The organism is Pseudomonas sp. LS_2, assembly GCF_042709235.1.
GTDB lineage: Bacteria > Pseudomonadota > Gammaproteobacteria > Pseudomonadales > Pseudomonadaceae > Aquipseudomonas.
In genome coordinates this window covers 167,870-190,258 of the sequence record NZ_JAVAYC010000002.1, presented here as the reverse complement: position 1 = coordinate 190,258, position 22,389 = coordinate 167,870, and the positions used below count along the sequence as shown (strand labels likewise).

The window sequence follows — 22,389 nt, the reverse complement described above, 5'->3', positions numbered from 1 at the left end:
ATTTTCATTCCAGGCCCTGCAACCATGTTCCAACCCTCCCCCTGGCGTGCCGACTTTCCCGCCATCGCCGCCCTGCAACGGCAACACCAGACCTACCTGGACAGCGCCGCCACCACGCAGAAACCCCAGGCCCTGATCGACGCCCTGGGCCACTACTATGGCCATGGCGCGGCCAATGTGCACCGCGCCCAGCATCTGCCCGGCGCCCTGGCGACCCAGGCCTTCGAGGCCAGCCGCGACAAGGTGGCCGCCTGGCTCAATGCTGCCGACTCGCGCCAGGTGCTGTTCACCCACGGCGCCACCTCGGCGCTGAACCTGCTGGCCTACGGCCTGGAACATGGCTTCGAGGCGGGTGACGAGATTGCCGTCAGCGCCCTCGAACACCACGCCAACCTGCTGCCCTGGCAGCAGCTGGCCAAGCGCCGCAACCTGCGCTTGGTGGTGTTGCCGCTGGACGCCGACGGGCACATCGACCTGGACCGCTCTCTGCAACTGATCGGCCCGCGCACCCGCCTGCTGGCGGTCAGCCAACTGTCCAACGTGCTGGGCACCTGGCAGCCGCTGTCGGCCATGCTGGCCCATGCACGGGCACAGGGCGCACTCACCGTGGTGGACGGTGCCCAAGGCGTGGTGCATGGCCGGCATGACGTGCAGCAGTTGGGCTGCGATTTCTACGTGTTCTCAAGCCACAAGCTGTATGGCCCGGATGGCGTCGGCGTGCTCTGGGGCCGCGCTCAGGCACTGGAGCAGTTGCGTCACTGGCAGTTCGGCGGCGAGATGGTGCAGATCGCCGACTACCACGACGCGAGCTTCCGCCCCGCGCCCCTGGGCTTCGAGGCGGGCACCCCGCCGATCGCCAGCGTCATCGGCCTGGGCGCGACCCTCGATTACCTGGCAAGCCTTGATGCCCACGCCGTGGCCAACCACGAGGCGAGCCTGCACCAGCATCTGCTGCGCGGGCTGGCCGATCGCGAAGGCATCCGGGTGCTAGGTACGCCCGAGACTGCACTGGCCAGCTTCGTCATCGAAGGCATACACAACGCCGACATTGCTCACCTGCTGACCGAGCAAGGCATTGCCGTGCGCGCCGGGCACCACTGCGCCATGCCACTGCTCAAGGGCCTGGGGCTGGATGGCGCGATCCGCGTTTCACTGGCCTTGTACAACGACAGTGACGATTTGCAGCGATTCTTCGAAGCGCTCGACCAAGGCCTGGAGCTGTTGCGATGAGCCTGTCGCCGCAAGCGCTCGAGGCGCTGGAGCGTTTTACCGACGCCAGGGGCTGGGAGCAACGAGCGCGCCTGCTGATGCAATGGGGCGAGCGTCTGGAGCCGCTGGATGAACACGAAAAGACCGAAGCCAATAGGGTGCACGGCTGCGAGAGCCTGGTATGGCTGGTGAGCGTGCAGGTCGACGGACAGTGGCGGTTCAAGGCCAGCAGTGATGCGCGCCTGCTGCGTGGGCTGCTGGCGCTGTTGCTGGTGCGGGTGCAGGGGGTGGACAGTGCGCAACTGGCACAACTGGATTTGCCGGGGTGGTTCAGCCAGTTAGGGCTGGAGCGGCAGTTGTCGCCCTCGCGCAGCAACGGGTTGCATGCGGTGTTGCAGCGTATGGCCGAACTCGCGGCAAGTCACCGATAGTGCGATAGCACCGCCGTTTACTCGGCCTTGACCCGCTCCGAAGGCCGCCGCACCCCGCCCACCAGCTTTTCTACCGCCTTGCTCACCGCCACCATGCCAAAGGTCGCGGTCACCATCATCACCGCGCCAAAGCCGCCCGAGCAGTCCAGCCGTACACCCTCGCCGACGAAACTCTTCTGCAAGCACACGCTGCCATCGCCCTTGGGGTAGCGCAGTTGCTCGCTGGAGAACACGCAAGGCACCGCATAGTTGCGGCTGGTGTTGCGCGAGAAGTTGTAGTCGCGGCGCAGGGTCGAACGCACCCGTGAGGCCAGCGGGTCGTTGAAGGTCTTGTTGAGGTCGCCGACCTGGATCTGCGTCGGGTCGATCTGCCCGCCGGCACCTCCGGTGGTGACGATGGTGATCTTGCGGCGCTTGCACCAGGCAATCAGCGCGGCCTTGGCCATAACGCTGTCGATGCAGTCGATCACGCAGTCGAGGTGTTCGCCGATGTGTTCGGCCATGGTCTCGCGGGTGACGAAATCAGCCACCGCATGCACCGTGCAAGCCGGATTTATCGCTCGCAGCCGCTCGGCCATGACCTCGACCTTGGGCTTGCCGACCTGCCCCTCCAGGGCATGGGCTTGGCGATTGGTGTTGCTGACGCACACGTCATCCAGGTCGAACAGGCTGATTTCACCCACGCCACTGCGCGCCAGGGCTTCCGCCGCCCAGGAGCCGACACCGCCGATACCGACCACCGCCACATGGGCGCGCTGCAAGCGTTGCAGGCCTTCATCGCCGTACAGCCGGGCTACACCGGCAAAACGCGGATCTTCTGTGCTCATGCTCATACCTCGAAGCTCGTACCCCCGAAGCTCATACCCCGAGAAATCGGCGCGCATTATAGGCCAGCAGGGCTGCCAAAAGTTGGCTTTGCGATGTGCGAGCCGTCCAACGTTAGGAAAGCACTTGCCAAGCCTGCTTTAATGTCCCATCGAACGAAAAGATATGGACGACAACCGAGCGGGCTCAAAACTTTACTTCATGCAGAAAATTCGACGCACTACCTTGCCGGTACGCGTAGGAATCGACCTGCCGCCCGCTCCTTTCCCGGAACACGAAAACGCTTATGTCATCACGCAAACTCGGCCTCAACCTGGTGGTGGTCCTGGCCATCGCCGCGCTGTTTACCGGTTTCTGGGCGCTGGTCAACCGCCCGGTGTCGGCACCTGCCTGGCCGGAACAGATCTCCGGCTTTTCCTATTCGCCCTTCCGCCTCGGCGAGAGTCCGCAAAAGGGCCAGTACCCCAACGAACAGCAGATGCGCCAGGACCTGGAGCAGATGAGCAAGCTCACCGACAGCATCCGCATCTATACCGTCGAAGGCACCCAGGAGCTGATTCCGCGCCTGGCCGAGGAGCTGGGCCTGCGCGTCACCCTAGGCATCTGGATCAGCCCGGACCTGGAACGCAACGAACGCGAAATCGCCAAGGCCATCGAGCTGGCCAACACCTCTCGCAGCGTGGTACGCGTGGTGGTGGGTAACGAGGCGTTGTTCCGCGAGGAGATCACCCCCGAGGCACTCATCCAGTACCTGGACCGGGTACGCGCCGCGGTCAAGGTGCCGGTCACCACCAGCGAACAGTGGCATATCTGGAAAGAACACCCGGAACTGGCGCGCCATGTCGACCTGATCGCCGCACACATCCTGCCTTATTGGGAATTCGTGCCGATGAAGGACTCGGTGCAGTTCGTGCTCGATCGCGCCCGCGACCTCAAGGTGCAGTTTCCACGCAAGCCGCTGCTGCTTTCGGAAGTCGGCTGGCCCAGCAACGGCCGCATGCGCGGCGGCGCCGACGCCACCCAGGCCGACCAGGCGATCTACCTGCGCACCCTGGTCAACACCCTCAACCGCCGCGGCTACAACTACTTTGTCATCGAAGCCTACGACCAGCCGTGGAAGGCCAGCGACGAAGGCTCGGTGGGTGCCTACTGGGGTGTGTTCAACGCCGAGCGCCAGCAGAAGTTCAACTTCGAAGGGCCGGTAGTGGCGATTCCACAATGGCGAGCGCTGGCGGTGGCCTCGGTGGTGCTGGCGATGATCGCCCTGGCCGTGCTGCTGATCGACGGCTCGGCCCTGCGCCAGCGTGGGCGTACCTTCCTGACCTTCATTACCTTTCTTTGCGGGTCGGTGCTGGTATGGATCGCCTACGACTACAGCCAGCAATACAGCACCTGGTTCAGCCTCACGGTGGGTGTGCTGCTGGCCCTCGGTGCGCTGGGCGTGTTCATCGTGCTGCTGACCGAGGCCCATGAACTGGCCGAGGCGGTGTGGATTCACAAACGCCGCCGGGAATTCCTGCCCGTGCAGGGCGACAGCGCCTACCGGCCCAAGGTCTCGGTGCACGTGCCGTGCTACAACGAGCCGCCGGAGATGGTCAAGCAGACCCTCGATGCCCTCGCAGCCCTGGACTACCCGGACTTTGAGGTGCTGGTGATCGACAACAACACCAAAGACCCGGCCGTGTGGGAGCCGCTCAAGGCTCACTGCGAAAAACTCGGCGCACGCTTCCGCTTTTTCCACGTGGCGCCATTGGCGGGCTTCAAGGGCGGCGCCCTGAACTACCTGATCCCGCATACGGCCAAGGACGCCGAAGTGATCGCCGTGATCGACTCGGACTACTGCGTCGACCGCAACTGGCTCAAGCACATGGTGCCGCACTTCGCCGACCCGAAGATCGCCGTGGTGCAGTCGCCCCAGGACTACCGCGACCAGCACGAAAGCGCCTTCAAGAAACTGTGCTACAGCGAGTACAAGGGGTTCTTCCATATCGGCATGGTGACCCGCAACGACCGCGACGCGATCATCCAGCACGGCACCATGACCATGACCCGACGCAGCGTGCTCGAGGAACTGGGCTGGGCCGACTGGTGCATCTGCGAAGACGCCGAGCTGGGGCTGCGGGTGTTCGAGAAAGGCCTGTCGGCTGCCTACGCGCACAACAGCTACGGCAGGGGCCTGATGCCCGACACTTTCATCGACTTCAAGAAGCAGCGCTTCCGCTGGGCCTACGGCGCTATCCAGATCATCAAGCACCACGCCGCCGCCCTGCTGCGCGGCAAGGGCAGCGAGCTGACCCGCGGCCAGCGCTACCACTTCCTGGCCGGCTGGCTGCCGTGGATCGCCGATGGCATGAATATCTTCTTCACGGTCGGCGCGTTGCTCTGGTCGGCGGCGATGATCATCGTGCCGCATCGGGTCGACCCGCCCTTGATGATCTTCGCCATCCCGCCGCTGGCGTTGTTCTTCTTCAAGGTCGCCAAGATCGTCTTCCTCTACCGTCGCGCGGTAGGGGTGGACCTCAAGGACGCCTTCGCCGCCGCCCTGGCGGGGCTTGCACTGTCGCACACCATCGCCAAGGCGGTGCTGTACGGGTTCTTCACCAGCAGCATGCCGTTCTTCCGTACGCCGAAGAATGCCGACAGCCATGGCTTGCTGGTGGCGATTTCCGAAGCGCGCGAGGAGCTGTTCATCATGTTGCTGCTGTGGGGCGCGGCGGCGGGCATCTACCTGGTGCAGGGGCTGCCGAGTTCGGACATGCGTTTCTGGGTGGCGATGCTGCTGGTACAGTCGTTGCCGTATGCGGCGGCGTTGGTGATGGCGTTCCTGTCGTCGCTGCCCAAGCCTGCCGACAAGGCGGTGGAGGCGCAGGCGACCTGAGGCCGGTGAAGCCCGCTCCTGCCATAGCGGTAGGAATGGGCTTGCCCGCGAAAGAGCCGACCCTGGCCAAACAAGGCCAGCCCCAATGCGCCGTGCCCACCGACACAACTTGATATAAGATAACGCCCCTTCGTTTCCGCCTTGCCTTGCCCCGGAGTTTCCCATGACGGCCCCAGCCGAGCTATCGCCCACCCTCCAACTGGCCTGCGACCTGATCCGTCGCCCCTCGGTGACCCCGGTCGACGCCGACTGCCAGTCCCAGATGATGACGCGCCTGGGCGCCGTCGGCTTCCAGCTCGAACCGATGCGTATCGAGGACGTCGATAACTTCTGGGCCACCCACGGCACCCAGGATGGCCCGGTGTTGTGCTTCGCCGGCCACACCGACGTGGTGCCCACCGGCCCCGTGCAGCAGTGGCAGCATGAGCCGTTCGATGCGCTGATCGACGCCGACGGCATGCTCTGCGGCCGCGGCGCCGCCGACATGAAGGGCAGCCTGGCCTCGATGGTGGTGGCCAGCGAACGCTTCGTTCACGACTACCCAAACCATCGCGGCAAGGTGGCGTTCCTCATCACCAGTGATGAAGAAGGCCCGGCGCACCATGGCACCAAGGCCGTGGTCGAGCGCCTCAAGGCGCGCAACGAGCGCCTGGACTGGTGCATCGTCGGCGAGCCGTCCAGCACCACCTTGCTGGGCGATGTGGTCAAGAACGGCCGTCGCGGCTCGCTCGGCGCAACCCTGACCGTGCGCGGCAAGCAAGGCCACGTGGCCTATCCGCACCTGGCGCGCAACCCGATCCACCTGGCCGCACCCGCCCTGGCGGAACTGGCTGCCGAGCACTGGGACGAAGGCAACGCGTTCTTCCCGCCGACCAGCTTCCAGATCTCCAACCTCAATTCCGGCACCGGCGCCACCAATGTGGTGCCTGGCGAGCTGCACGCGCTGTTCAACTTCCGCTTCTCCACCGAGTCGACGGTCGAAGGCCTGCAGCAGCGTGTCGCGCAGATCCTCGACAAGCACCAATTGGACTGGTCGATCGACTGGGCGCTGTCGGGCCTGCCGTTCCTCACCGAGCCGGGCGAACTGCTCGATGCGGTGTCGGCCAGCATCAAGGCGGTCACCGACCGTGACACCCAACCCTCGACCAGCGGCGGCACCTCGGACGGTCGCTTCATCGCCACCATGGGCACCCAGGTGGTCGAGCTCGGCCCGGTCAACGCCACCATTCACCAGGTCGATGAGCGCATCCTGGCCAGCGACCTCGACCTGCTTACCGAAATCTACTACCAGACGCTGGTGCGGTTGCTCGCCTGATGCTCGCCTGCCCTCTTTGCCAGGCGCCCCTGGCGCAGCTCGACAACGGCGTGGCCTGCCCCGCCGGCCACCGTTTCGACCGCGCCCGCCAGGGCTACCTGAACCTGCTGCCGGTGCAGCACAAGAACAGCCGCGACCCCGGCGACAACCAGGCGATGGTCGAGGCCCGCCGCGACTTTCTCGATGCCGGCCACTACGCCCCGGTCGCCAAGCGCCTGGCGGAACTGGCCGCCGAACGCACACCGCGGAGCTGGCTGGACATCGGCTGCGGCGAGGGCTACTACACCGCACAGCTCGCCCAGGCCCTGCCCGAAGCCGAAGGGTTCGCGCTGGATATTTCCCGCGAGGCGGTCAAGCGTGCCTGCCGCCGCTCGCCACAGGTCACCTGGATGGTCGCCAGCATGGCCCGCGTCCCCTTGCAGGCGGGAAGCTGCAACTTCATTGCCAGCGTGTTCAGCCCGCTGGACTGGCAGGAAGCCAAGCGCCTGCTGGCTCCCGGCGGCGGCCTGATGCGGGTTGGTCCGACCAGCGGCCACCTGATGGAACTGCGCCAGGTGCTCTACGATGAAGTGCGCCCCTACACCGACGACAAGCACCTGGCGCTGATTCCCGAAGGTATGCACCATGCCCATGGCGAGGTGCTGGAATTCACCCTGGCGCTGGCCGAGCCCAAGGCTCGCGCCGACCTGCTGGCCATGACGCCACATGGCTGGCGCGCCAGCGCCGAGAAGCGCGCACGGGTGATCGAGCAGGCCGAACCGTTCACGGTCACCGTTTCCATGCGTTATGACTATTTCGTGCGCCAAGACTGAGCACCGCGGAGTTCCAAGATGCGCCAACCCGATATCGAGATCTACCTGAAAGACAGCGACGTCGACCATCGGCGGATTGCCGAATGGCTGACCCAGGCCCTGGGCCCGTGCAGCGAGTGGAAGCAGAAAGGCCAGACCTTCAAGTGCCAGGCCGGTAACATTCCGGTCACATGGTTACCCAAGGCTGTGGGGAAATGGAACAGCCTGTTCCTGGAAAGCGATCAGACTCCGTGGCCAGACGACATTGCCTGCGCCCGCGCCGCCTTCGCCGCGCTCAATGTGGAAGTACGCTGCGCACCGGGCAGTTGGGTGGAAGAAGATGGCGAGGAGGATGCCGACCGCTGGATCCGCATCAGCGCCGACGGTGAAGAAGAGATCACCTGGCGCACCAGCTGAAACGAGTTGCCTGGAAGCATCAGGCTGCAAGCGCCACGGACAGCTTGCAGCTTGAGGCTTGCTACTTACAGACCGACGACGTCTTCTGCCTGCAGGCCTTTCTGGCCTTGGGTCAGGCTGTACTCAACCCGTTGCCCTTCGACCAGGCTACGATGCCCCTCACCGCGAATAGCCCGATAGTGGACGAACACATCCGCCCCACCTTCGCGCTGAATGAAGCCATAACCTTTGGCGTCGTTGAACCACTTCACATTCCCAGTCTCACGAGACGACATCTGAACTACTCCGGATTTTTATTTTGAAGATCGCCTTGTAGGCACGAAATCATCCCGTGCCGACACAGCTTGATGAAATTTCCTGCAAGCTGCGGACCGAGTATATGGCAGCGGACAAAAAAATTTCATGACTGCCCGGATTTTGCTGAACTTCAGCGGATACGGCAGACTAACTGGCTGGAACATCACCTGAAAATCTCACCCAGGGCACCTACCCCATGACCCGTTCCCCCCTGCGCCGCCTCATCTTCGGCGCCCTGCGTCGCGTCCTGTACCTGTGGGTGCGCTCCGAGACCATCAACCAGTCCTCGCTGACCCTCAAGCTCGACCGCAGCCGCCCGGTGTTCTACGCCCTGCCCTCGCCGTCGCTCACCGACCTGGCGGTGATCGATCGCGAATGCACCAAGGCGGGGCTTCCACGCCCGGTCGTGCCCGTTGCCGTGGGCGGCCTGCACGAAGCGGCGGCGTTCTTCTACCTGACCCCCGAGCCCGACTGGCTTGGCCGTCACGACAAGCGCGGCGCTCCGCCCACCTTGCAACGCCTGGTGGCGGCGGTGACCCAGCACCCGGAAGAAGATGCGCAGATCATCCCGGTCAGCGTGTTCTGGGGGCAGACCCCAGCCAGCGAATCGAGCCCGTGGAAACTGCTGTTCGCCGACAGTTGGGCAGTGACCGGCCGCCTTCGCCGCCTGCTCACTGTGCTGATCCTGGGCCGCAAGACCCGCGTGCAGTTCTCCGCGCCTATCCACCTGCGCGAGCTGGTTCAGCACAACAAAGGCCACGAGCGCACCGTGCGCATGGCCCAGCGCGTGATGCGCGTGCACTTTCGCAACCTCAAGACCGCCGTCATCGGCCCGGATATCTCGCACCGACGCCACCTGGTCAAGGGTCTGGTGCACGACCCGTTGGTACGCCAGGCCATCAGCGACGAAGCCGAGCGTGAGAAGATCTCCTACGCCAAGGCCGAAGCCAAAGCGCTGCACTACGGCAACGAGATCGCCTCGGACTACACCTATACCGCCATCCGCTTCCTGGAAGTGGTGCTGAGCTGGTTCTGGAACAAGATCTACGACGGCATCAAGGTCAACCACATCGAGCAGGTGCAGGGCATCGCCCCGGGGCACGAGGTGATCTACGTGCCCTGCCACCGTAGCCACATCGACTACCTGCTGCTGTCCTACCTGCTGTTCCGCAACGGCCTCACCCCGCCGCACATTGCCGCCGGCATCAACCTCAACATGCCGGTGATCGGCAGCCTGCTGCGCAGGGGCGGTGCGTTCTTCATGCGCCGCACCTTCAAAGGCAACCCGCTGTACACCGCGGTATTCAACGAATACCTGCACACCTTGTTCACCAAGGGCTTCCCGGTGGAGTACTTCGTCGAGGGCGGCCGCTCGCGCACTGGACGCATGCTGCAGCCACGCACCGGCATGCTGGCGATCACCTTGCGCAGCTTCCTGCGCTCTTCGCGCACGCCGATCGTCTTCGTGCCGGTGTACATCGGCTACGAGCGTGTACTCGAAGGCCGCACCTACCTGGGCGAGCTGCGCGGCGCGAGCAAGAAGAAGGAATCGATCTTCGACATCTTCAAGGTCATCGGCGCGCTCAAGCAGCGCTTTGGCCAGGTGTACGTCAACTTCGGCGAGCCTATTCGCCTGGCCGGCTTCCTTGATGAGCAGCAGCCGGGCTGGCGCGAGCAGGATCTCGCACCACAGTTCCGCCCTCAATGGCTGAACGAGACCACCACCCGCCTGGGCGAAACCGTGGCTCGCCACCTCAACGAGGCGGCGGCAGTCAACCCGGTCAACCTGGTGGCCCTGGCACTGCTGTCCACCAGCCGTCTGGCCCTGGATGAGCGCGCCCTGACCCGCGTGCTCGACCTGTACCTGGCACTGCTGCGCCAGGTGCCCTACTCGGCGCACATCACCCTGCCGGAAGGCAATGGCAAGGCGCTGATCGAACATGTGCGCGGCATGCAGCTGCTGGCCGAGCAGAAAGACGCCCTGGGGCGCATCCTCTACCTGGATGAAGCCAATGCGGTGCTGATGACCTACTACCGCAATAACGTCCTGCATATCTTCGCCCTGCCCGCATTGCTGGCGAGCTTCTTCCAGAGCAGCTCGCGCATGAGCCGCGAACTGGTTGGGCAGTACGTGCGGGCGCTTTACCCGTACCTGCAAGCGGAGCTGTTCCTGCGCTGGACGCCGGAGCAGCTCGACGAAGCCATCGACCAGTGGCTGGCGGCACTGGTCGAGCAAGGCCTGCTGCGTTTCGAGAACGGCGTGTACCTGCGCCCGGCCCCGAGCTCGCGGCAATTCGTGCTGCTGACCCTGCTGTCACGCAGCATCACCCAGACCCTGCAACGCTTCTACATGGCCACCTCGTTGCTGCTCAACAGCGGCCAGCACACCCTGGACGCCGAGGCGCTGGAGAGTCTGTGCGTGATGATGGCCCAGCGCCTGTCGATCCTGCATGGTTTGAACGCCCCGGAGTTCTTCGACAAGACCCTGTTCCGCCACTTCATCCAGACCCTGGTACGCGAAGGCGTGTTGAGGCCGAACGCCGAGGGCAAGCTGGGGTATCACGACAAGCTGGGCGAGCTCGCCGAGGGCGTGGCCAAGCGCGTGCTGTCGGCGGAGTTGCGTCTGTCGATCCGCCAGGTGGCGTTGCACCGGGATGAAACGCTGGAGGCAGCCATCAGCTGATGCAGCGACAGTTCCGGCCTCTTCGCCGGCAAGCCCGCCCTACAGGTTATGCGCAGTACCGGTAGAAGCGGGCTTGCCCGCGAAGAGGCTCTGACTGACGGCCCCATTTCCTACAAGGCACGCCCTTACGCTAAAGTTCCCCAGGTTGGAATTGCGGAGACACCATGAAAAAACTCGTCACCCTGTGCGCCGCCACACTACTCGCGGCCTGCACCAGCCACACCCCTTCGAACCACGCCCGCCTCGATGGCGAAGTCTTCTACCTCCAGCGCATCGCCCTGCCCCCAACCGCTACGTTGAGCGTGAGCCTGCAGGATGTGTCGCTGATGGACGCCCCGGCCGTTACCCTGGCCAACCAGTCAGGCCCGGTCAAAGGCAACGTCCCGCTGCCCTTCCACCTCAGCTACGACCCTGCCCAGGTCAAGCCTGGGCACCGCTATGCGGTGAGCGCACGGATCGAGCTCGATGGCAAGCTGCTGTTCATCAACACCGAACACCACGGCGTGAAGCTCGATGGCAGTGACCCGCAACCGCTGCGGGTCAAACTCGAGCAAGTGCGCTGAGCCCTCTTCATTTTTGCCATAAGGAAGCTTTCATGATTCGTTCCTCGCTGCGTTTCACCACCCTGTGCGCCGGCCTGCTGCTGTCGGCCAACGCCTTGGCCCTGTCGTTGGGCGACCTGTCGCAGAGCGACGCCAGCGGCGGCCTCAAGGATGCCTTGACCCAGGGCGCGCAGGTGGCGGTCAAGCAACTGAGCACCCCCGGCGGTTTCAGCAACAACCCCGATGTGCGCATCGAACTGCCGGGCAACCTCGGCAAGGCGGCCAAGGCCATGAAGATGTTCGGCAAGGGTGACCAGGTCGATGCACTGGAAGCCAGCATGAACAAGGCCGCCGAAGCGGCTGTACCGCAAGCCCAGGCGATCCTGGTGGATGCGGTGAAGAAGATGACCGTGACCGATGCCAAGGGCATCCTCAGCGGTGGCGAGGACTCCGCCACCCAGTACCTGAACAAGAGCAGCCGCGAGCAGATCCGCGCCAAGTTCCTGCCCATCGTCAAGCAGGCCACCGACAAGGTCGGCCTGGCCCAGCAGTACAACAGCTTCGCCGGCCAAGCCAAGGGCCTGGGCCTTATCAAGAATGACGCCAACATCGAGCACTACGTGACCGAAAAAGCCCTCGACGGCCTGTTCGAGATGATCGCCAAGCAAGAACAGAACATTCGCCAGAACCCTGCGCAGGCCGCCACCAGCCTGGCCAAGAAGGTATTCGGCGCGCTCTGAGCCCCAACGCAACCCTGTAGGAGCGAGCTTGCTCGCGAAGAACGCCCCGCCTTGCATGGCCAGGGCGTCGCCCTGCTTCGCGGGCCCGCTCCTACACGTACGGCGCGAACTTCAAGCAGAACGCTAGGCGTCCTTCCTGACCCTGAACCACGCCGCATACAGCGCCGGCAGGAACAGCAGGGTCAGCACCGTGGCGACGATCAAGCCGCCCATGATCGCCACCGCCATCGGCCCGTAGAACACACTGCGCGACAGCGGAATCATCGCCAGCACCGCCGCCAGGGCAGTCAGAACGATAGGCCGGAAGCGCCGCACCGTGGCCTCGATGATCGCCTGCCACTTGTCCAGCCCCGAGGCGATGTCCTGCTCGATCTGGTCCACCAGGATCACCGAGTTACGCATGATCATCCCCGCCAGGGCGATGGTGCCGAGCATGGCGACGAAGCCGAACGGCTGGCGGAACACCAGCAGGAACAAGGTCACGCCGATCAACCCCAGGGGCGCGGTGAGGAACACCATCACCGTGCGCGAGAAGCTGCGTAGCTGAAGCATCAGCAGGCTCAGCACCACCACCACGAACAATGGCATGCCGGCATTCACCGAACGCTGCCCGCGCTCGGCATCTTCCACCGTGCCGCCCACCTCCAGCAGGTAACCGTCAGGCAACTTGTCGCGCACCTGCTGCAAGGTCGGCTGGATCTGCTTGACCAACGTGGCTGGCTGTTCCTTGTCGTAGATATCGGCACGCACGGTCACCGTCGGCAAGCGGTTGCGGTGCCAGATAATGCCTTCCTCAAAGCCGTACTCCAGGGTCGCCACCTGCGACAGCGCCACGCTCATGCCGTTTTCGGTCGGCAGCGCCAGGCTGCCGAGGCTGCCCAACTGACCGCGTTCCTCGGCCGTGCCGCGCAACAGGATCTCGATCAGTTCGTTGTCTTCGCGGTACTGGCTGACCGTGCTGCCGGTCAGCGAGCTTTGCAGGAAGCTCGACAGGTGCGCGGTGCTCACGCCCAGGGCACGGGCGCGGTCCTGGTCGATATCCAGGTACACCGCCTTGCTCGGCTCTTCCCAGTCCAGGTGTACGTTGACCACATGCGGGTTCTCGCGCACCTTTACCGCCACCTCGCGGGCCAGGGCGCGTACCTGCTCGATATGCTCGCCAGTGACGCGGAACTGCACCGGGTAACCCACGGGCGGGCCGTTTTCCAGGCGCGTGACCCGCGAACGCAACGTTGGGAACTGCTCCTCCAGCGTCGCGATCAGCCAACTGCGCAAGCGCTCGCGCTCTTCCAGCGACTTGGCCAGCACCACGAACTGGGCGAAGCTCGCCGCCGGCAGCTGCTGGTCGAGCGGCAGGTAGAAACGCGGCGACCCGGTGCCGACGTAGGCCACGTAGTTGTCGATGCCCGCCTGCTGCTTGAGCAACGCCTCCAGGCGCTTGACCTGCTCGGCGGTGTTGCTCAGCGATGCACCTTCGGTCAGCTTGAGGTCGATCATCAACTCAGGACGCCCGGAGGCCGGGAAGAACTGCTGCGGTACGAAGCGGAACAGCGCGATGCTGCCGATGAATGCGAGGATGGTCAGCACGATCACGGTCTTGCGCCGACGCACGCACCACTCCACCAGGCGCCGTACCCGCTGGTAGAACGGTGTGGCATAGGGGTCTGGTGCATGCTCGCCGCTGCCATGGCGGGCGGCGTGACGCTTGGCCAGGTCCGGCAGCAAGCGGTCGCCCAGGTAGGGCACGAACACCACCGCAGCCACCCAGGAAGTCAGCAAGGCGATGGTCACCACCTGGAAGATCGAGCGGGTGTATTCACCCGTGCTAGACGCCGCCGTGGCGATCGGCAGAAAGCCCGCCGCCGTGATCAAGGTGCCGGTAAGCATCGGGAACGCCGTGCTCGACCAGGCGTAGCTGGCCGCCTTGAGGCGGTCGTAGCCCTGCTCCATCTTGATCGCCATCATCTCCACGGCAATGATCGCGTCGTCCACCAGCAGTCCCAGCGCCAGCACCAACGCGCCGAGGGAAATCTTGTGCAGGCCGATGCCGAAGTAGTGCATCGCGGCAAAGGTCATGGCCAGCACCAGCGGGATCGCCAGCGCCACCACCAGCCCCGTGCGTACCCCGAGGGAGAAAAAGCTCACCAGCAACACGATCGCCAGCGCCTCGACCAGCACCTGGACGAACTCCCCGACCCCGGCCTTGACCGCTGCCGGCTGGTCGGACACCTTGCGCAGCTCCATGCCCGCTGGCAGGTTGTGCGCCAGACGGGCGAACTCGCCCTCGAGAGCCTTGCCCAGCACCAGGATATCGCCGCCGTCCTTCATGGAAACCGCAAGGCCGATCGCCTCCTCGCCCATGAAGCGCATGCGTGGCGCAGGAGGGTCGTTGAAGCCGCGGTGCACCTCGGCCACATCACCGATGCGGAAGGTGCGATCACCCACGCGGATGGGGAATTGGCGAATCTGCTCGACACTGTCGAAACGCCCGCTCACTCTCAGTTGCAGGCGCTCGCTCGCGGTTTCGAAAAAGCCCGCGCTGCTCACCGCATTCTGCTCACGCAGGGCCTGCTGCACGGCGGCCAGCGGTACCCCAAGGGTGGCCAGCTTGATGTTCGACAGCTCGATCCAGATCTTTTCGTCCTGCAGGCCGATCAGCTCGACCTTGCCCACATCTTTGACCCGTTGCAGTTGGATCTGGATGCGATCGGCGTAGTCCTTGAGCACGGCATAGTCGAAGCCGGGACCGGTCAGGGCATAGATATTGCCGAAGGTAGTGCCGAATTCGTCGTTGAAGAATGGCCCCTGCACCTCGGGCGGCAAGGTGTGGCGAATGTCCGAGACTTTCTTGCGGATCTGGTACCACAGCTCGGGAATGGCGTTGGAGTGCATCGAGTCCCGTGCCATGAAGGTGACCTGGGATTCGCCCGGGCGCGAGAACGAGGTGATCCGCTCGTACTCGCCGGTCTCCATCAGTTTCTTCTCGATGCGCTCGGTGACCTGGCGCGAGACTTCCTCGGCGGTGGCACCAGGCCAGATGGTGCGGATGACCATGGCCTTGAAGGTGAACGGCGGGTCCTCGCTCTGCCCGAGCTTGGTGTAGGACATGGCCCCGATAGCCGCAAGCAGGATCATCAGGAACAGTACGATCTGGCGATTGCGCAGCGCCCAGGCGGAAAGGTTGAAGCCCATCGGCACTTACTCCTTGTTCGCCAGGTTCACCACACGGTTGCTCCGGTCCACAGGCCGCACCTGCTGACCTTCGCGCAGCACATGGCCCCCGGCGGCGACCACCCAGTCGCGGGCGTCAAGGCCTTCGAGCACCGGCACGCTGTCGGCGCCGTAAGGCCCCAGGCGCACCGGTGCGCGCTCCAGGCGGTTGTCCGCATTCACCCGCCAGACATAAGCGTGGCCGTTCTCGGCGGTTACTGCCGACAGCGGTACCGACAAGGGCGCCTGTTCGGCATGGGCGATGAACACCCGGGCGCTCTGTCCGAGTTCGGCCGGGACCTTGCTGGAGGTGAAGGCGATACGCGCGGCAAAGGTGCGCGAGCGCCGGTCGGCAGCGGGTGACAACTCGCGGATGCGTCCTTCGAAACGTTGGTCGGGGTGCGACCACAGCTCGACGCTGACCGCCTGGCCGACGGCAAAACGTGCGAACTGCTGCTCCGGCAGGCCGATGAGCACTTCACGTTCGCCATCGGCGGCCAGGGTAAACACGGTCTGCCCCGCCGCGACCACCTGGCCGACCTCGACCTGCCGGTTGGCGATCACTCCGGCCTGCGGCGCGCGTAACACCGCGTAGTCCGCCTGGTTGCCGGCCACGTCGAACTCGGCCTTGGCCTGCTTGAGCCGGGCCAGGCCTGCGCGATAGAGGTTTTCGGCATTGTCGAACTGCGAGCGACTGACCATCTGGCGCTCCAGCAACTTCTGGTAGCGATCACGCTCGGCCTTCACCAGGGACAGGTTGGCCTCTGCACCCGCCACCTGGGCGCGGTTGGCCTCGAGGCGCAGGCGCACGTCCTGCGGGTCGAGCTCGGCCAGCGGCTGGTCGGCCCTGACTCGCTGCCCCTCTTCCACCAGGCGCTTGCTGACCTTGCCCGCAATTCGAAACGCCAGCTCCGGCTCGAACCTGGCGCGTACCTCACCGGGGTAGCTGTCGGCCGAGGCACCACTGGGCTGTGGCTGGATCACCAGCGCCGGACGCGGCGCCGCAGGCGCTGCCGCCTGCTGGCCGCAGGCAGTGAGCAGCAGGGCGCTGGCAGACAAAACAAGGGGCAAGGCACGATGCAACATGACGAATGACCTTTGGCAGAGGACGCATCTAATATTTATACTGCCGGGTATATTAAATCAGGGAGCCGGGCTGGGGAAGTCGGCGTCCACCAGAAAAAACGCATTAACGACGCGACATGCGTAGCAGCCTGACGCCCTCTTAAGCGTTAAGATGAGCGCTCCTTGAAACAGACCCGGACTCCAATGCGCAACGACGCACCCACAGGCCCAGGCCGGCCCAAGGACCTGGCCAAGCGCGAGGCGATCCTCGAAGCTGCCAAGTCACTGTTCCTCAGCCTCGGCTACGCCAACACCAGCATGGATGCGGTCGCTGCGGCGGCAGGTGTTTCAAAGCTCACGGTCTACAGCCACTTCACCGACAAGCAGACGCTGTTCGGCGCGGCGGTCATGGCGACCTGCCAATCCCAACTGCCCGAGCTGATCTTCGAACTGCCCGAAGGGGTGCCGCTCGAACAGGTGCTGCTGAACGTCGCCCGGGGTTTCCAGGCGCTGATCAGCTCGGACGAGTCGGTAAAGCTGACGCGCCTGATCATGGCGCTGGGTAGCCAGGACCCAAGCTTCGCGCAGTTCTTCTACGAGGCAGGCCCCAAGCTGGTATTGGCGGAAATGGAGGCGCTGCTGCGCTGCGCCGACGAGCGTGGGTTGCTGTTGATCGACAACCCCCTGCACGCCGCCGAGCATTTCTTCTGCCTGCTCAAGGGCGCGCCGAATTACCGGCTCCTGCTGGGTTGCGCGCCGGCCTTGGATGACGCAGAGGCCGAGGCACATGTGCGCGAGGTGGTGGGATTGTTCATGCGGGCATACCAGGCCTGAAGTTCGGCGCCCCTCAGGCTTTCAGCGCCTTCTTCGGATAGATGTCGTACCGGCTGGATTTGCCTTCCAGGCTATGGCTAGGCTTGGCTCCCTCGATGATCGGCGCCTTGCGCGGGCGCTTCACCACCACTCGGTGGGTGGCCAGCGCCAACGCCGCCTCGAGCAGCGCCGGGGCATCCAGGTCGTCACCCACCAGGGGGCGGAACACGCGCATCTCTTTCTTCACCAGTGCGCTCTTGTCCCGATGCGGGAACATCGGGTCGAGGTAGATCACTTGCGGCGCCTCGCCTTCCCAGGCGCGCATACGCTCGATGGCATTGCCGGTCAGCAAGCGCATACGCCCGACAATCGGCCCCACCTCTTCATCCAATCGCGCCCGCGCCAAGCCATCTTCCAACAACGCAGCGATCAGAGGCTGACGCTCGATCAGCGTCATCTGGCAACCCAGGCTCGCCAGTACGAATGCGTCCTTGCCCAGGCCCGCCGTAGCATCCAGCACCTGCGGACGCACCCCTTGGGCGATACCCACTGCCTTGGCAATCATCTGCCCATTACCCCCGCCAAACTGGCGGCGGTGCGCGGCCTGGCCCTCGACGAACTCCACCCGCACCGGCCCCGGCGCCTGCGGCCCCAGTTGCTGGATCTGCAAGCCATCGCCACCCACCTGGACGGCAAAGCCAGCGGCGTCGTCCTGCAACGGCAAGCCCAGGCGCCCGGCCCATGCCGCCGCCTGTTCCGCATACTCGGCCGACATCGCTTCGACCCTGATACCTGCGCCTTGCTCTTGCATCACCACTCACACCCGAAAATGTCCACTGAACCCTAATGAATCGGCCACCACGGTCGATACAGGTAATATCCCGCTATTCTGCCAGAGCACAACGCGCGCGACTGCCATGTCAGACACTCTTCCCATCGGCTTGACCTACCTGTCGCCTGTCGGCAACTACGGTCGACAGAATACCCAGGCACTGGGCGGCGTCAGCCACCTGTGGCAGGACTTCTTCGCCCGGGCGATGGCTGAGCAGCAAGACGACGGCGTCGACAGCGTGAGTCAGGCCCTGGCCAGCTACCACGACAAGGAAAGCGGTGAACCCACCGGCGGCGCCCGCGCCCTGGCATTGATCGACGCCCAGCGCACCTGTGTGGTGAACGACACCAAGATCACGCCGCCCGAGCCACTGTTCCTGCCCAAGGCGGAACTGGAGCGCGACCTGCTGGAGCCTGCCGCCGAGCCGTTCAGCGCTATGGAACTGCTCGAGCAACAGCGCCAGCTCGACCTCAACAACAGCTGGCTGCGTCCAGTGGTGATGAGCCAGGGCCACCCGCACCCGGCACCAGGCCCTGCCCCGACGCCACGCTCGCTTTACCTGCCGATTGCCGAGTTCGAGACCGACCTGCTCGACAAGGCGCCGGAACCCTTCGACGAGGCCACCCTGGCCAAGCAGCAGAACGACCTGGAATTCGACATGCACTGGGCACGCCCGGTGGTGCTGAACAACGTGCGCGTGCACGCCTAACGGCAGACCTGCCAGCGCCCCATATCCAGATGGAAGTGATTGTGGTGGGCAGCGTTGTAGTCCGGCCCCAGCACCGTACTGAAGCTGTCACAAGCCGCCTGCCGGACCTGCCTTAGGAACACCGCCTTCTGCCCTTCGCCCTGCCAGTCGCGCGCCAGCACGATGCGTTCGCCGTTGGCCAGGCGAAACCCGCTGATATCCAGCGCGTTGGCAGTAGCGTGCTGACTGAGCCGACCCTCCTTGCGGCTGTAGACATTGCGACAGGCGAAGCTGCCCAGGTGCTCGACCTGCGCGACCGGTTGGCCGAACACCTGCTGCGCCGCCGGTTGCAGGCCGTGCTTCTCGAACAGGGCATAGGCCACCGCAAGCGGGCAGGTGGCCAGGAAGCTGCTGGACAGCCGCGTCTGCCCACCCTCGATACGCCACACATTCCGTAGCGGGCACTGCGCACTTGCCGGGCTGTCGGCCTGTTGCCGATAGCGCAGCGTCGAGGTTTCGAGTGCCTGGCGGCATAAATGGGGGTTATCACGCAAACGCGAGAGCTTGAAGGGCGTAAGTACATTGGGGGGCTGCTGTACGTCCAGCACCGCCCAAGGGTTCCACGCAGGCGCCGGACGCCAGCCCACGTACCAGGCCGCGCCTGCCGCGAGCAGCAGGCATGCCAGCAGCAACAGGCTACGCATGCGGCATCAGCGACGGAACAGGTCGTTGAGCTCGGCGAACGGCAGGGCCTGTTCGCCATAGCTGAAGGTGCCCTGCTCGCGAATCTCCAGCGCGGCCCGCCGGAGTGCACCCAGGGCCGCCCGTGCCAGCGACGAGCCTACGCTGATACGGCGTACGCCCAGGTCCTGCAACTGGTTCACACCCAAAGGCACACCTGCCATCCCCATCAGCACGTTGACCGGCTTGGGGGCCAGTGCCTGCACCACGGCGCGAACCTCATCGACACTGCGCAGCCCTGGCGCGTACAGCACATCCGCGCCAGCCTCGGCGTAGGCCTGCAAACGCTGGATGGTGGCGTCCAGGTCCAGCCGACCGTTGAGCAGGTTTTCGGCCCGTGCACATACCGTGAAGGGAAACGGCAAGCTCCGCGCCGCCTGCACTGCCGCACGCACACGCTCCACGGACAGTCCGAAATCGTAGATGGGACTGTCGGCGCGGCCACTGGCATCTTCGATAGAGCCCCCCACCAGGCCCACTTCGGCACCGCGCAGGATGGCTTGCGCACAGTCTTCAGGCCGATCGCCGAAACCGTTTTCCAGGTCTGCAGCGACTGGCAGCGGCGTGGCATCGACGATGGTCCGGGCGTTGTCGAGGGTCTCGTCCAAGGTCAGCGCCCCCTCGGCATCTGGCCGCCCCAGGCTGAACGCCAGCCCGGCACTGGTGGTGGCCAGCGCCTCGAAGCCCAGGCTGGCCAGCAACCGCGCAGAGCCGGCATCCCACGGGTTGGCGATGACGAACGCGCCATCACGCTCATGCAGCGCCTTGAAGGCTTCGGCTCGCAGGGTTTGCACATCCATGGTCACAACCTCCGGCAGGTAGGTGTCGTCAGAGTAGGCCCAGTTGTTCGACCTCAGGTGCACGCGGCAATTCCACCAGCGGCGCCAGGCCGGGCAGGCGCTCGCTCAGGCGCTGGTGAAAACGCTGGGCAAGGGCGGCGGCGCGGTAGTTGTCTGCCGTGTGCAGGAAGATGTACGGCTGGCGCCCCTCCTCGATCCAGTCGGCGATCTTGTCCACCCAGGGGGTGAGGAAGGGTTCGTTGGCTTCAAGCTCGGGATGGCCGATGAAACGCACCTGCGGATGCAGGCTGAACGCAGCGGGACGTGGCGGCACCCGCGGTTTCTTGGCCTGGGCGTGCAGCACGCCTGGGTCGCGTGAGGTGCAACTGAACAAGGCACGTGGGTCCAGGCAGATGCGCTCTACACCTCGGCCATGCAGCAAGCGGTTGAGCAGGCGCTCCTCCTCGCCCTTGGCGAAGAAGGCATCGTTGCGCACCTCGACCGCCACGGGCACGTTGATCTGATCGAGAAAATGGGCCAGCTCGGCCAAGCGCGCAGGGCCGAACGTGGCGGGCAACTGCAACCAGTAGGGTGACACCCGCTCGCCCAGCGGCGCGAGCAGGCGCGTGAAGTCCAGCGCCGAGTCCAGTTGCTCGCGCAAATCGCCAGCGTGGCTGACGTCACCCGGAAACTTGGCAGTGAAGCGGAAATACGTCGGCATCAGCTGCGCCCAGCGTTCGACCGTGCTGGGCGCGGGGCGTGCGTAGAAGGTGGTGTTGCCCTCCACGGCATTGAACACCTGGCTGTACAAGCCCAGGAAATCAGCGGTGCGGGCATCGGCGGGGTAAAGGTAGTCGCGCCAGGCGTTTTCGCTCCAGGACGGACAACCGAGGAAATAAGGCAGTGGTGATGGGGTCATCCATCAAATGTACAGGTCGAGCCCCAGTACTTCCATGTCCCATTCGGTGAAGGTGGCAGTGGACAGGTAGCTGGCCAGTGCGGTGGCGGTGCGCCGGTCGCGGGCACGGGGGAAGATCATGTCCTGCTGGCGTGCGGGAAGGCCGCCGCCGCGACGGTTTACCTTGGCCTGGATAGGCTCGGCTTCATCCTCGACCACTTCGGCATCGTCGATGACCTCGTCACGCACCTGCGCCTTGCGCGGCGTGCGCTTGACCGGGTAGGACTGCGAGGAGAAACCGTCGATACGCATGATGGATGAGCTCAGGAGTAATGATGGCAATTTAGCAGCATCAGGATTCCATCACCAATGCTCGACTGATAACTGGACCACAGTTCCCGCAAAAGGTTTTATCGTGAACGGCAATAGCCGACGAACTGCACGTTTTAGCTAGTAGTTTAGTGATTTTTCGCCCCTACATCGGGCTTCAAGGACGCGCCTTGGGCGTGGCGACATTGTCGCGCAGGTACACAGGCTGGGCCAGCTCGGCAGCCACGGCCTCGCCACGTGCCCAGGAGAACCTGGCAAGGCTCAACACATCCAGGGCGTTGGGCAACGCCGCTGCATCGCAGGCATCCACCTTCGCCGCCAGGCGCTCGGCATAGCCCCAGCCGGTGCCGGCCCCGAACCACTGGCCGCCTTCAGGCAGCACCACGCGCTCAGGCGCCACCACGACCTCCTGGCCAACCAGGCGCATTTCACCCGCGTTTGCCTGGTAGCACCCCCAGTACACCTCATCCATGCGCGCATCGACAGCGGCAGCCACCTGTTGTACGCCATGCTGGCGCAGCGCACCTTGGGCCAGTGCGGCCAGGTTGGACACCGGCACCACTGGGCGTTCGAGGGCGAACGCCAGGCCCTGCACCACACCGATGGCGATGCGCACGCCCGTAAAAGCGCCCGGGCCGCGGCCAAAGGCGATGGCATCCAGAGCGTTCAGGGGCACACCGGAATCGCCCAGCAGTTGCTTGATCATCGGCAGCAGCTTTTGCGCGTGCAGGCGTGGAATCACCTCGTAGTGGCTGGTCACCTTGCCATCATGCAGCAGGGCGACGGAACAGGCTTCGGTGGCGGTATCCAGGGCCAGCAGGGTGGTCATCGAACAGGTATCCAGGCAAAAGGAGAAAGAGCGGCAGTATAAACGACAACGGCCCGCAAGCGGGCCGTCGTGCTAC

Annotated in this window: 21 protein-coding genes; 11 read left to right on the top strand and 10 right to left on the bottom strand. The window is 64.7% G+C overall.

The window, feature by feature from the left end; translation table 11 throughout:
* Window positions 1–24 precede the first annotated feature (24 nt).
* Together RAC97_RS02640 and RAC97_RS02635 are read left to right on the top strand one after the other, a co-directional pair.
* Complete coding sequence (locus RAC97_RS02640; protein ID WP_375098171.1) at window positions 25–1,230, top strand: cysteine desulfurase; 1,206 nt, start codon at window positions 25–27, stop codon at window positions 1,228–1,230.
* On the top strand, window positions 1,227–1,640 hold the full coding sequence (locus RAC97_RS02635) for a SufE family protein (RefSeq protein WP_375098170.1): 414 nt from the start codon (window positions 1,227–1,229) through the stop codon (window positions 1,638–1,640). Before RAC97_RS02640 ends, RAC97_RS02635 begins: the two co-directional genes overlap by 4 nt.
* A 17-nt stretch (window positions 1,641–1,657) precedes the next feature.
* On the opposite strand, the gene tcdA is transcribed toward RAC97_RS02635, so the two are convergent.
* Complete coding sequence (gene tcdA / locus RAC97_RS02630; protein ID WP_375098169.1) at window positions 1,658–2,467, bottom strand: tRNA cyclic N6-threonylcarbamoyladenosine(37) synthase TcdA; 810 nt, start codon at window positions 2,465–2,467, stop codon at window positions 1,658–1,660.
* A gap of 284 nt (window positions 2,468–2,751) precedes the next feature.
* Between tcdA and RAC97_RS02625 the strand changes: the two genes are divergently transcribed.
* The 4 genes from RAC97_RS02625 (at window position 2,752) to RAC97_RS02610 (ending at window position 7,866) form a co-directional block, all read left to right on the top strand.
* Window positions 2,752–5,343, top strand: coding sequence for a glycosyltransferase (locus RAC97_RS02625; protein ID WP_375098168.1), 2,592 nt, complete (start codon window positions 2,752–2,754; stop codon window positions 5,341–5,343).
* A 163-nt stretch (window positions 5,344–5,506) separates the two neighbouring features.
* On the top strand, window positions 5,507–6,658 hold the full coding sequence (gene dapE / locus RAC97_RS02620; RefSeq protein WP_375098167.1) for a succinyl-diaminopimelate desuccinylase: 1,152 nt from the start codon (window positions 5,507–5,509) through the stop codon (window positions 6,656–6,658).
* Complete coding sequence (locus RAC97_RS02615) at window positions 6,658–7,470, top strand: putative RNA methyltransferase (protein WP_375098166.1); 813 nt, start codon at window positions 6,658–6,660, stop codon at window positions 7,468–7,470. Before dapE ends, RAC97_RS02615 begins: the two co-directional genes overlap by 1 nt.
* A gap of 18 nt (window positions 7,471–7,488) precedes the next feature.
* Window positions 7,489–7,866, top strand: coding sequence for a hypothetical protein (locus tag RAC97_RS02610; protein ID WP_375098165.1), 378 nt, complete (start codon window positions 7,489–7,491; stop codon window positions 7,864–7,866).
* 65 nt (window positions 7,867–7,931) lie between these two features.
* On the opposite strand, the gene RAC97_RS02605 is transcribed toward RAC97_RS02610, so the two are convergent.
* Window positions 7,932–8,141 carry a cold-shock protein gene (locus tag RAC97_RS02605; protein ID WP_375098164.1) on the bottom strand — a complete coding sequence of 70 codons (210 nt, stop codon included), beginning with the start codon at window positions 8,139–8,141 and terminating at the stop codon, window positions 7,932–7,934.
* Between the two features lie 218 nt (window positions 8,142–8,359).
* Here RAC97_RS02605 and plsB point away from each other — a divergent pair, with 218 nt between their 5' ends.
* From plsB to RAC97_RS02590, 3 genes are all read left to right on the top strand, one after another.
* Window positions 8,360–10,846, top strand: a complete 2,487-nt coding sequence (plsB, locus tag RAC97_RS02600) for a glycerol-3-phosphate 1-O-acyltransferase PlsB (RefSeq protein WP_375098163.1) — start codon at window positions 8,360–8,362, stop codon at window positions 10,844–10,846.
* Window positions 10,847–11,010: 164 nt separating this feature from the next.
* Window positions 11,011–11,409 (top strand): YbaY family lipoprotein, encoded by a 399-nt coding sequence (locus tag RAC97_RS02595; protein ID WP_375098162.1) that lies wholly within the window; start codon window positions 11,011–11,013, stop codon window positions 11,407–11,409.
* Between the two features lie 32 nt (window positions 11,410–11,441).
* On the top strand, window positions 11,442–12,128 hold the full coding sequence (locus tag RAC97_RS02590) for a DUF4197 domain-containing protein (protein ID WP_375098161.1): 687 nt from the start codon (window positions 11,442–11,444) through the stop codon (window positions 12,126–12,128).
* Window positions 12,129–12,251: 123 nt separating this feature from the next.
* On the opposite strand, the gene RAC97_RS02585 is transcribed toward RAC97_RS02590, so the two are convergent.
* Together RAC97_RS02585 and RAC97_RS02580 are read right to left on the bottom strand one after the other, a co-directional pair.
* On the bottom strand, window positions 12,252–15,320 hold the full coding sequence (locus RAC97_RS02585; protein WP_375098160.1) for an efflux RND transporter permease subunit: 3,069 nt from the start codon (window positions 15,318–15,320) through the stop codon (window positions 12,252–12,254).
* 6 nt (window positions 15,321–15,326) lie between these two features.
* Window positions 15,327–16,424, bottom strand: a complete 1,098-nt coding sequence (locus RAC97_RS02580; protein WP_375098159.1) for an efflux RND transporter periplasmic adaptor subunit — start codon at window positions 16,422–16,424, stop codon at window positions 15,327–15,329.
* Between the two features lie 183 nt (window positions 16,425–16,607).
* On the opposite strand from RAC97_RS02580, the gene RAC97_RS02575 reads away from it, so the two are divergent.
* Complete coding sequence (locus RAC97_RS02575; protein ID WP_375098158.1) at window positions 16,608–17,237, top strand: TetR/AcrR family transcriptional regulator; 630 nt, start codon at window positions 16,608–16,610, stop codon at window positions 17,235–17,237.
* 13 nt (window positions 17,238–17,250) lie between these two features.
* On the opposite strand, the gene RAC97_RS02570 is transcribed toward RAC97_RS02575, so the two are convergent.
* On the bottom strand, window positions 17,251–18,027 hold the full coding sequence (locus RAC97_RS02570; protein ID WP_375098157.1) for a class I SAM-dependent methyltransferase: 777 nt from the start codon (window positions 18,025–18,027) through the stop codon (window positions 17,251–17,253).
* Window positions 18,028–18,133: 106 nt separating this feature from the next.
* Between RAC97_RS02570 and RAC97_RS02565 the strand changes: the two genes are divergently transcribed.
* Window positions 18,134–18,757 carry an energy transducer TonB gene (locus RAC97_RS02565; protein WP_375098156.1) on the top strand — a complete coding sequence of 208 codons (624 nt, stop codon included), beginning with the start codon at window positions 18,134–18,136 and terminating at the stop codon, window positions 18,755–18,757.
* Here the strand turns inward: RAC97_RS02565 and RAC97_RS02560 are convergent.
* From RAC97_RS02560 to tsaB, 5 genes are all read right to left on the bottom strand, one after another.
* Window positions 18,754–19,440, bottom strand: a complete 687-nt coding sequence (locus RAC97_RS02560; RefSeq protein WP_375098155.1) for an extensin family protein — start codon at window positions 19,438–19,440, stop codon at window positions 18,754–18,756. The genes RAC97_RS02565 and RAC97_RS02560 overlap by 4 nt on opposite strands.
* A gap of 6 nt (window positions 19,441–19,446) precedes the next feature.
* Window positions 19,447–20,277, bottom strand: coding sequence for an oxaloacetate decarboxylase (locus tag RAC97_RS02555; RefSeq protein ID WP_375098337.1), 831 nt, complete (start codon window positions 20,275–20,277; stop codon window positions 19,447–19,449).
* A 28-nt stretch (window positions 20,278–20,305) separates the two neighbouring features.
* Window positions 20,306–21,175, bottom strand: a complete 870-nt coding sequence (locus RAC97_RS02550; protein WP_375098154.1) for a DUF72 domain-containing protein — start codon at window positions 21,173–21,175, stop codon at window positions 20,306–20,308.
* A 3-nt stretch (window positions 21,176–21,178) separates the two neighbouring features.
* Window positions 21,179–21,466, bottom strand: coding sequence for a hypothetical protein (locus RAC97_RS02545; protein WP_375098153.1), 288 nt, complete (start codon window positions 21,464–21,466; stop codon window positions 21,179–21,181).
* Window positions 21,467–21,641: 175 nt separating this feature from the next.
* On the bottom strand, window positions 21,642–22,313 hold the full coding sequence (gene tsaB, locus RAC97_RS02540) for a tRNA (adenosine(37)-N6)-threonylcarbamoyltransferase complex dimerization subunit type 1 TsaB (protein WP_375098152.1): 672 nt from the start codon (window positions 22,311–22,313) through the stop codon (window positions 21,642–21,644).
* Window positions 22,314–22,389 lie beyond the last annotated feature (76 nt).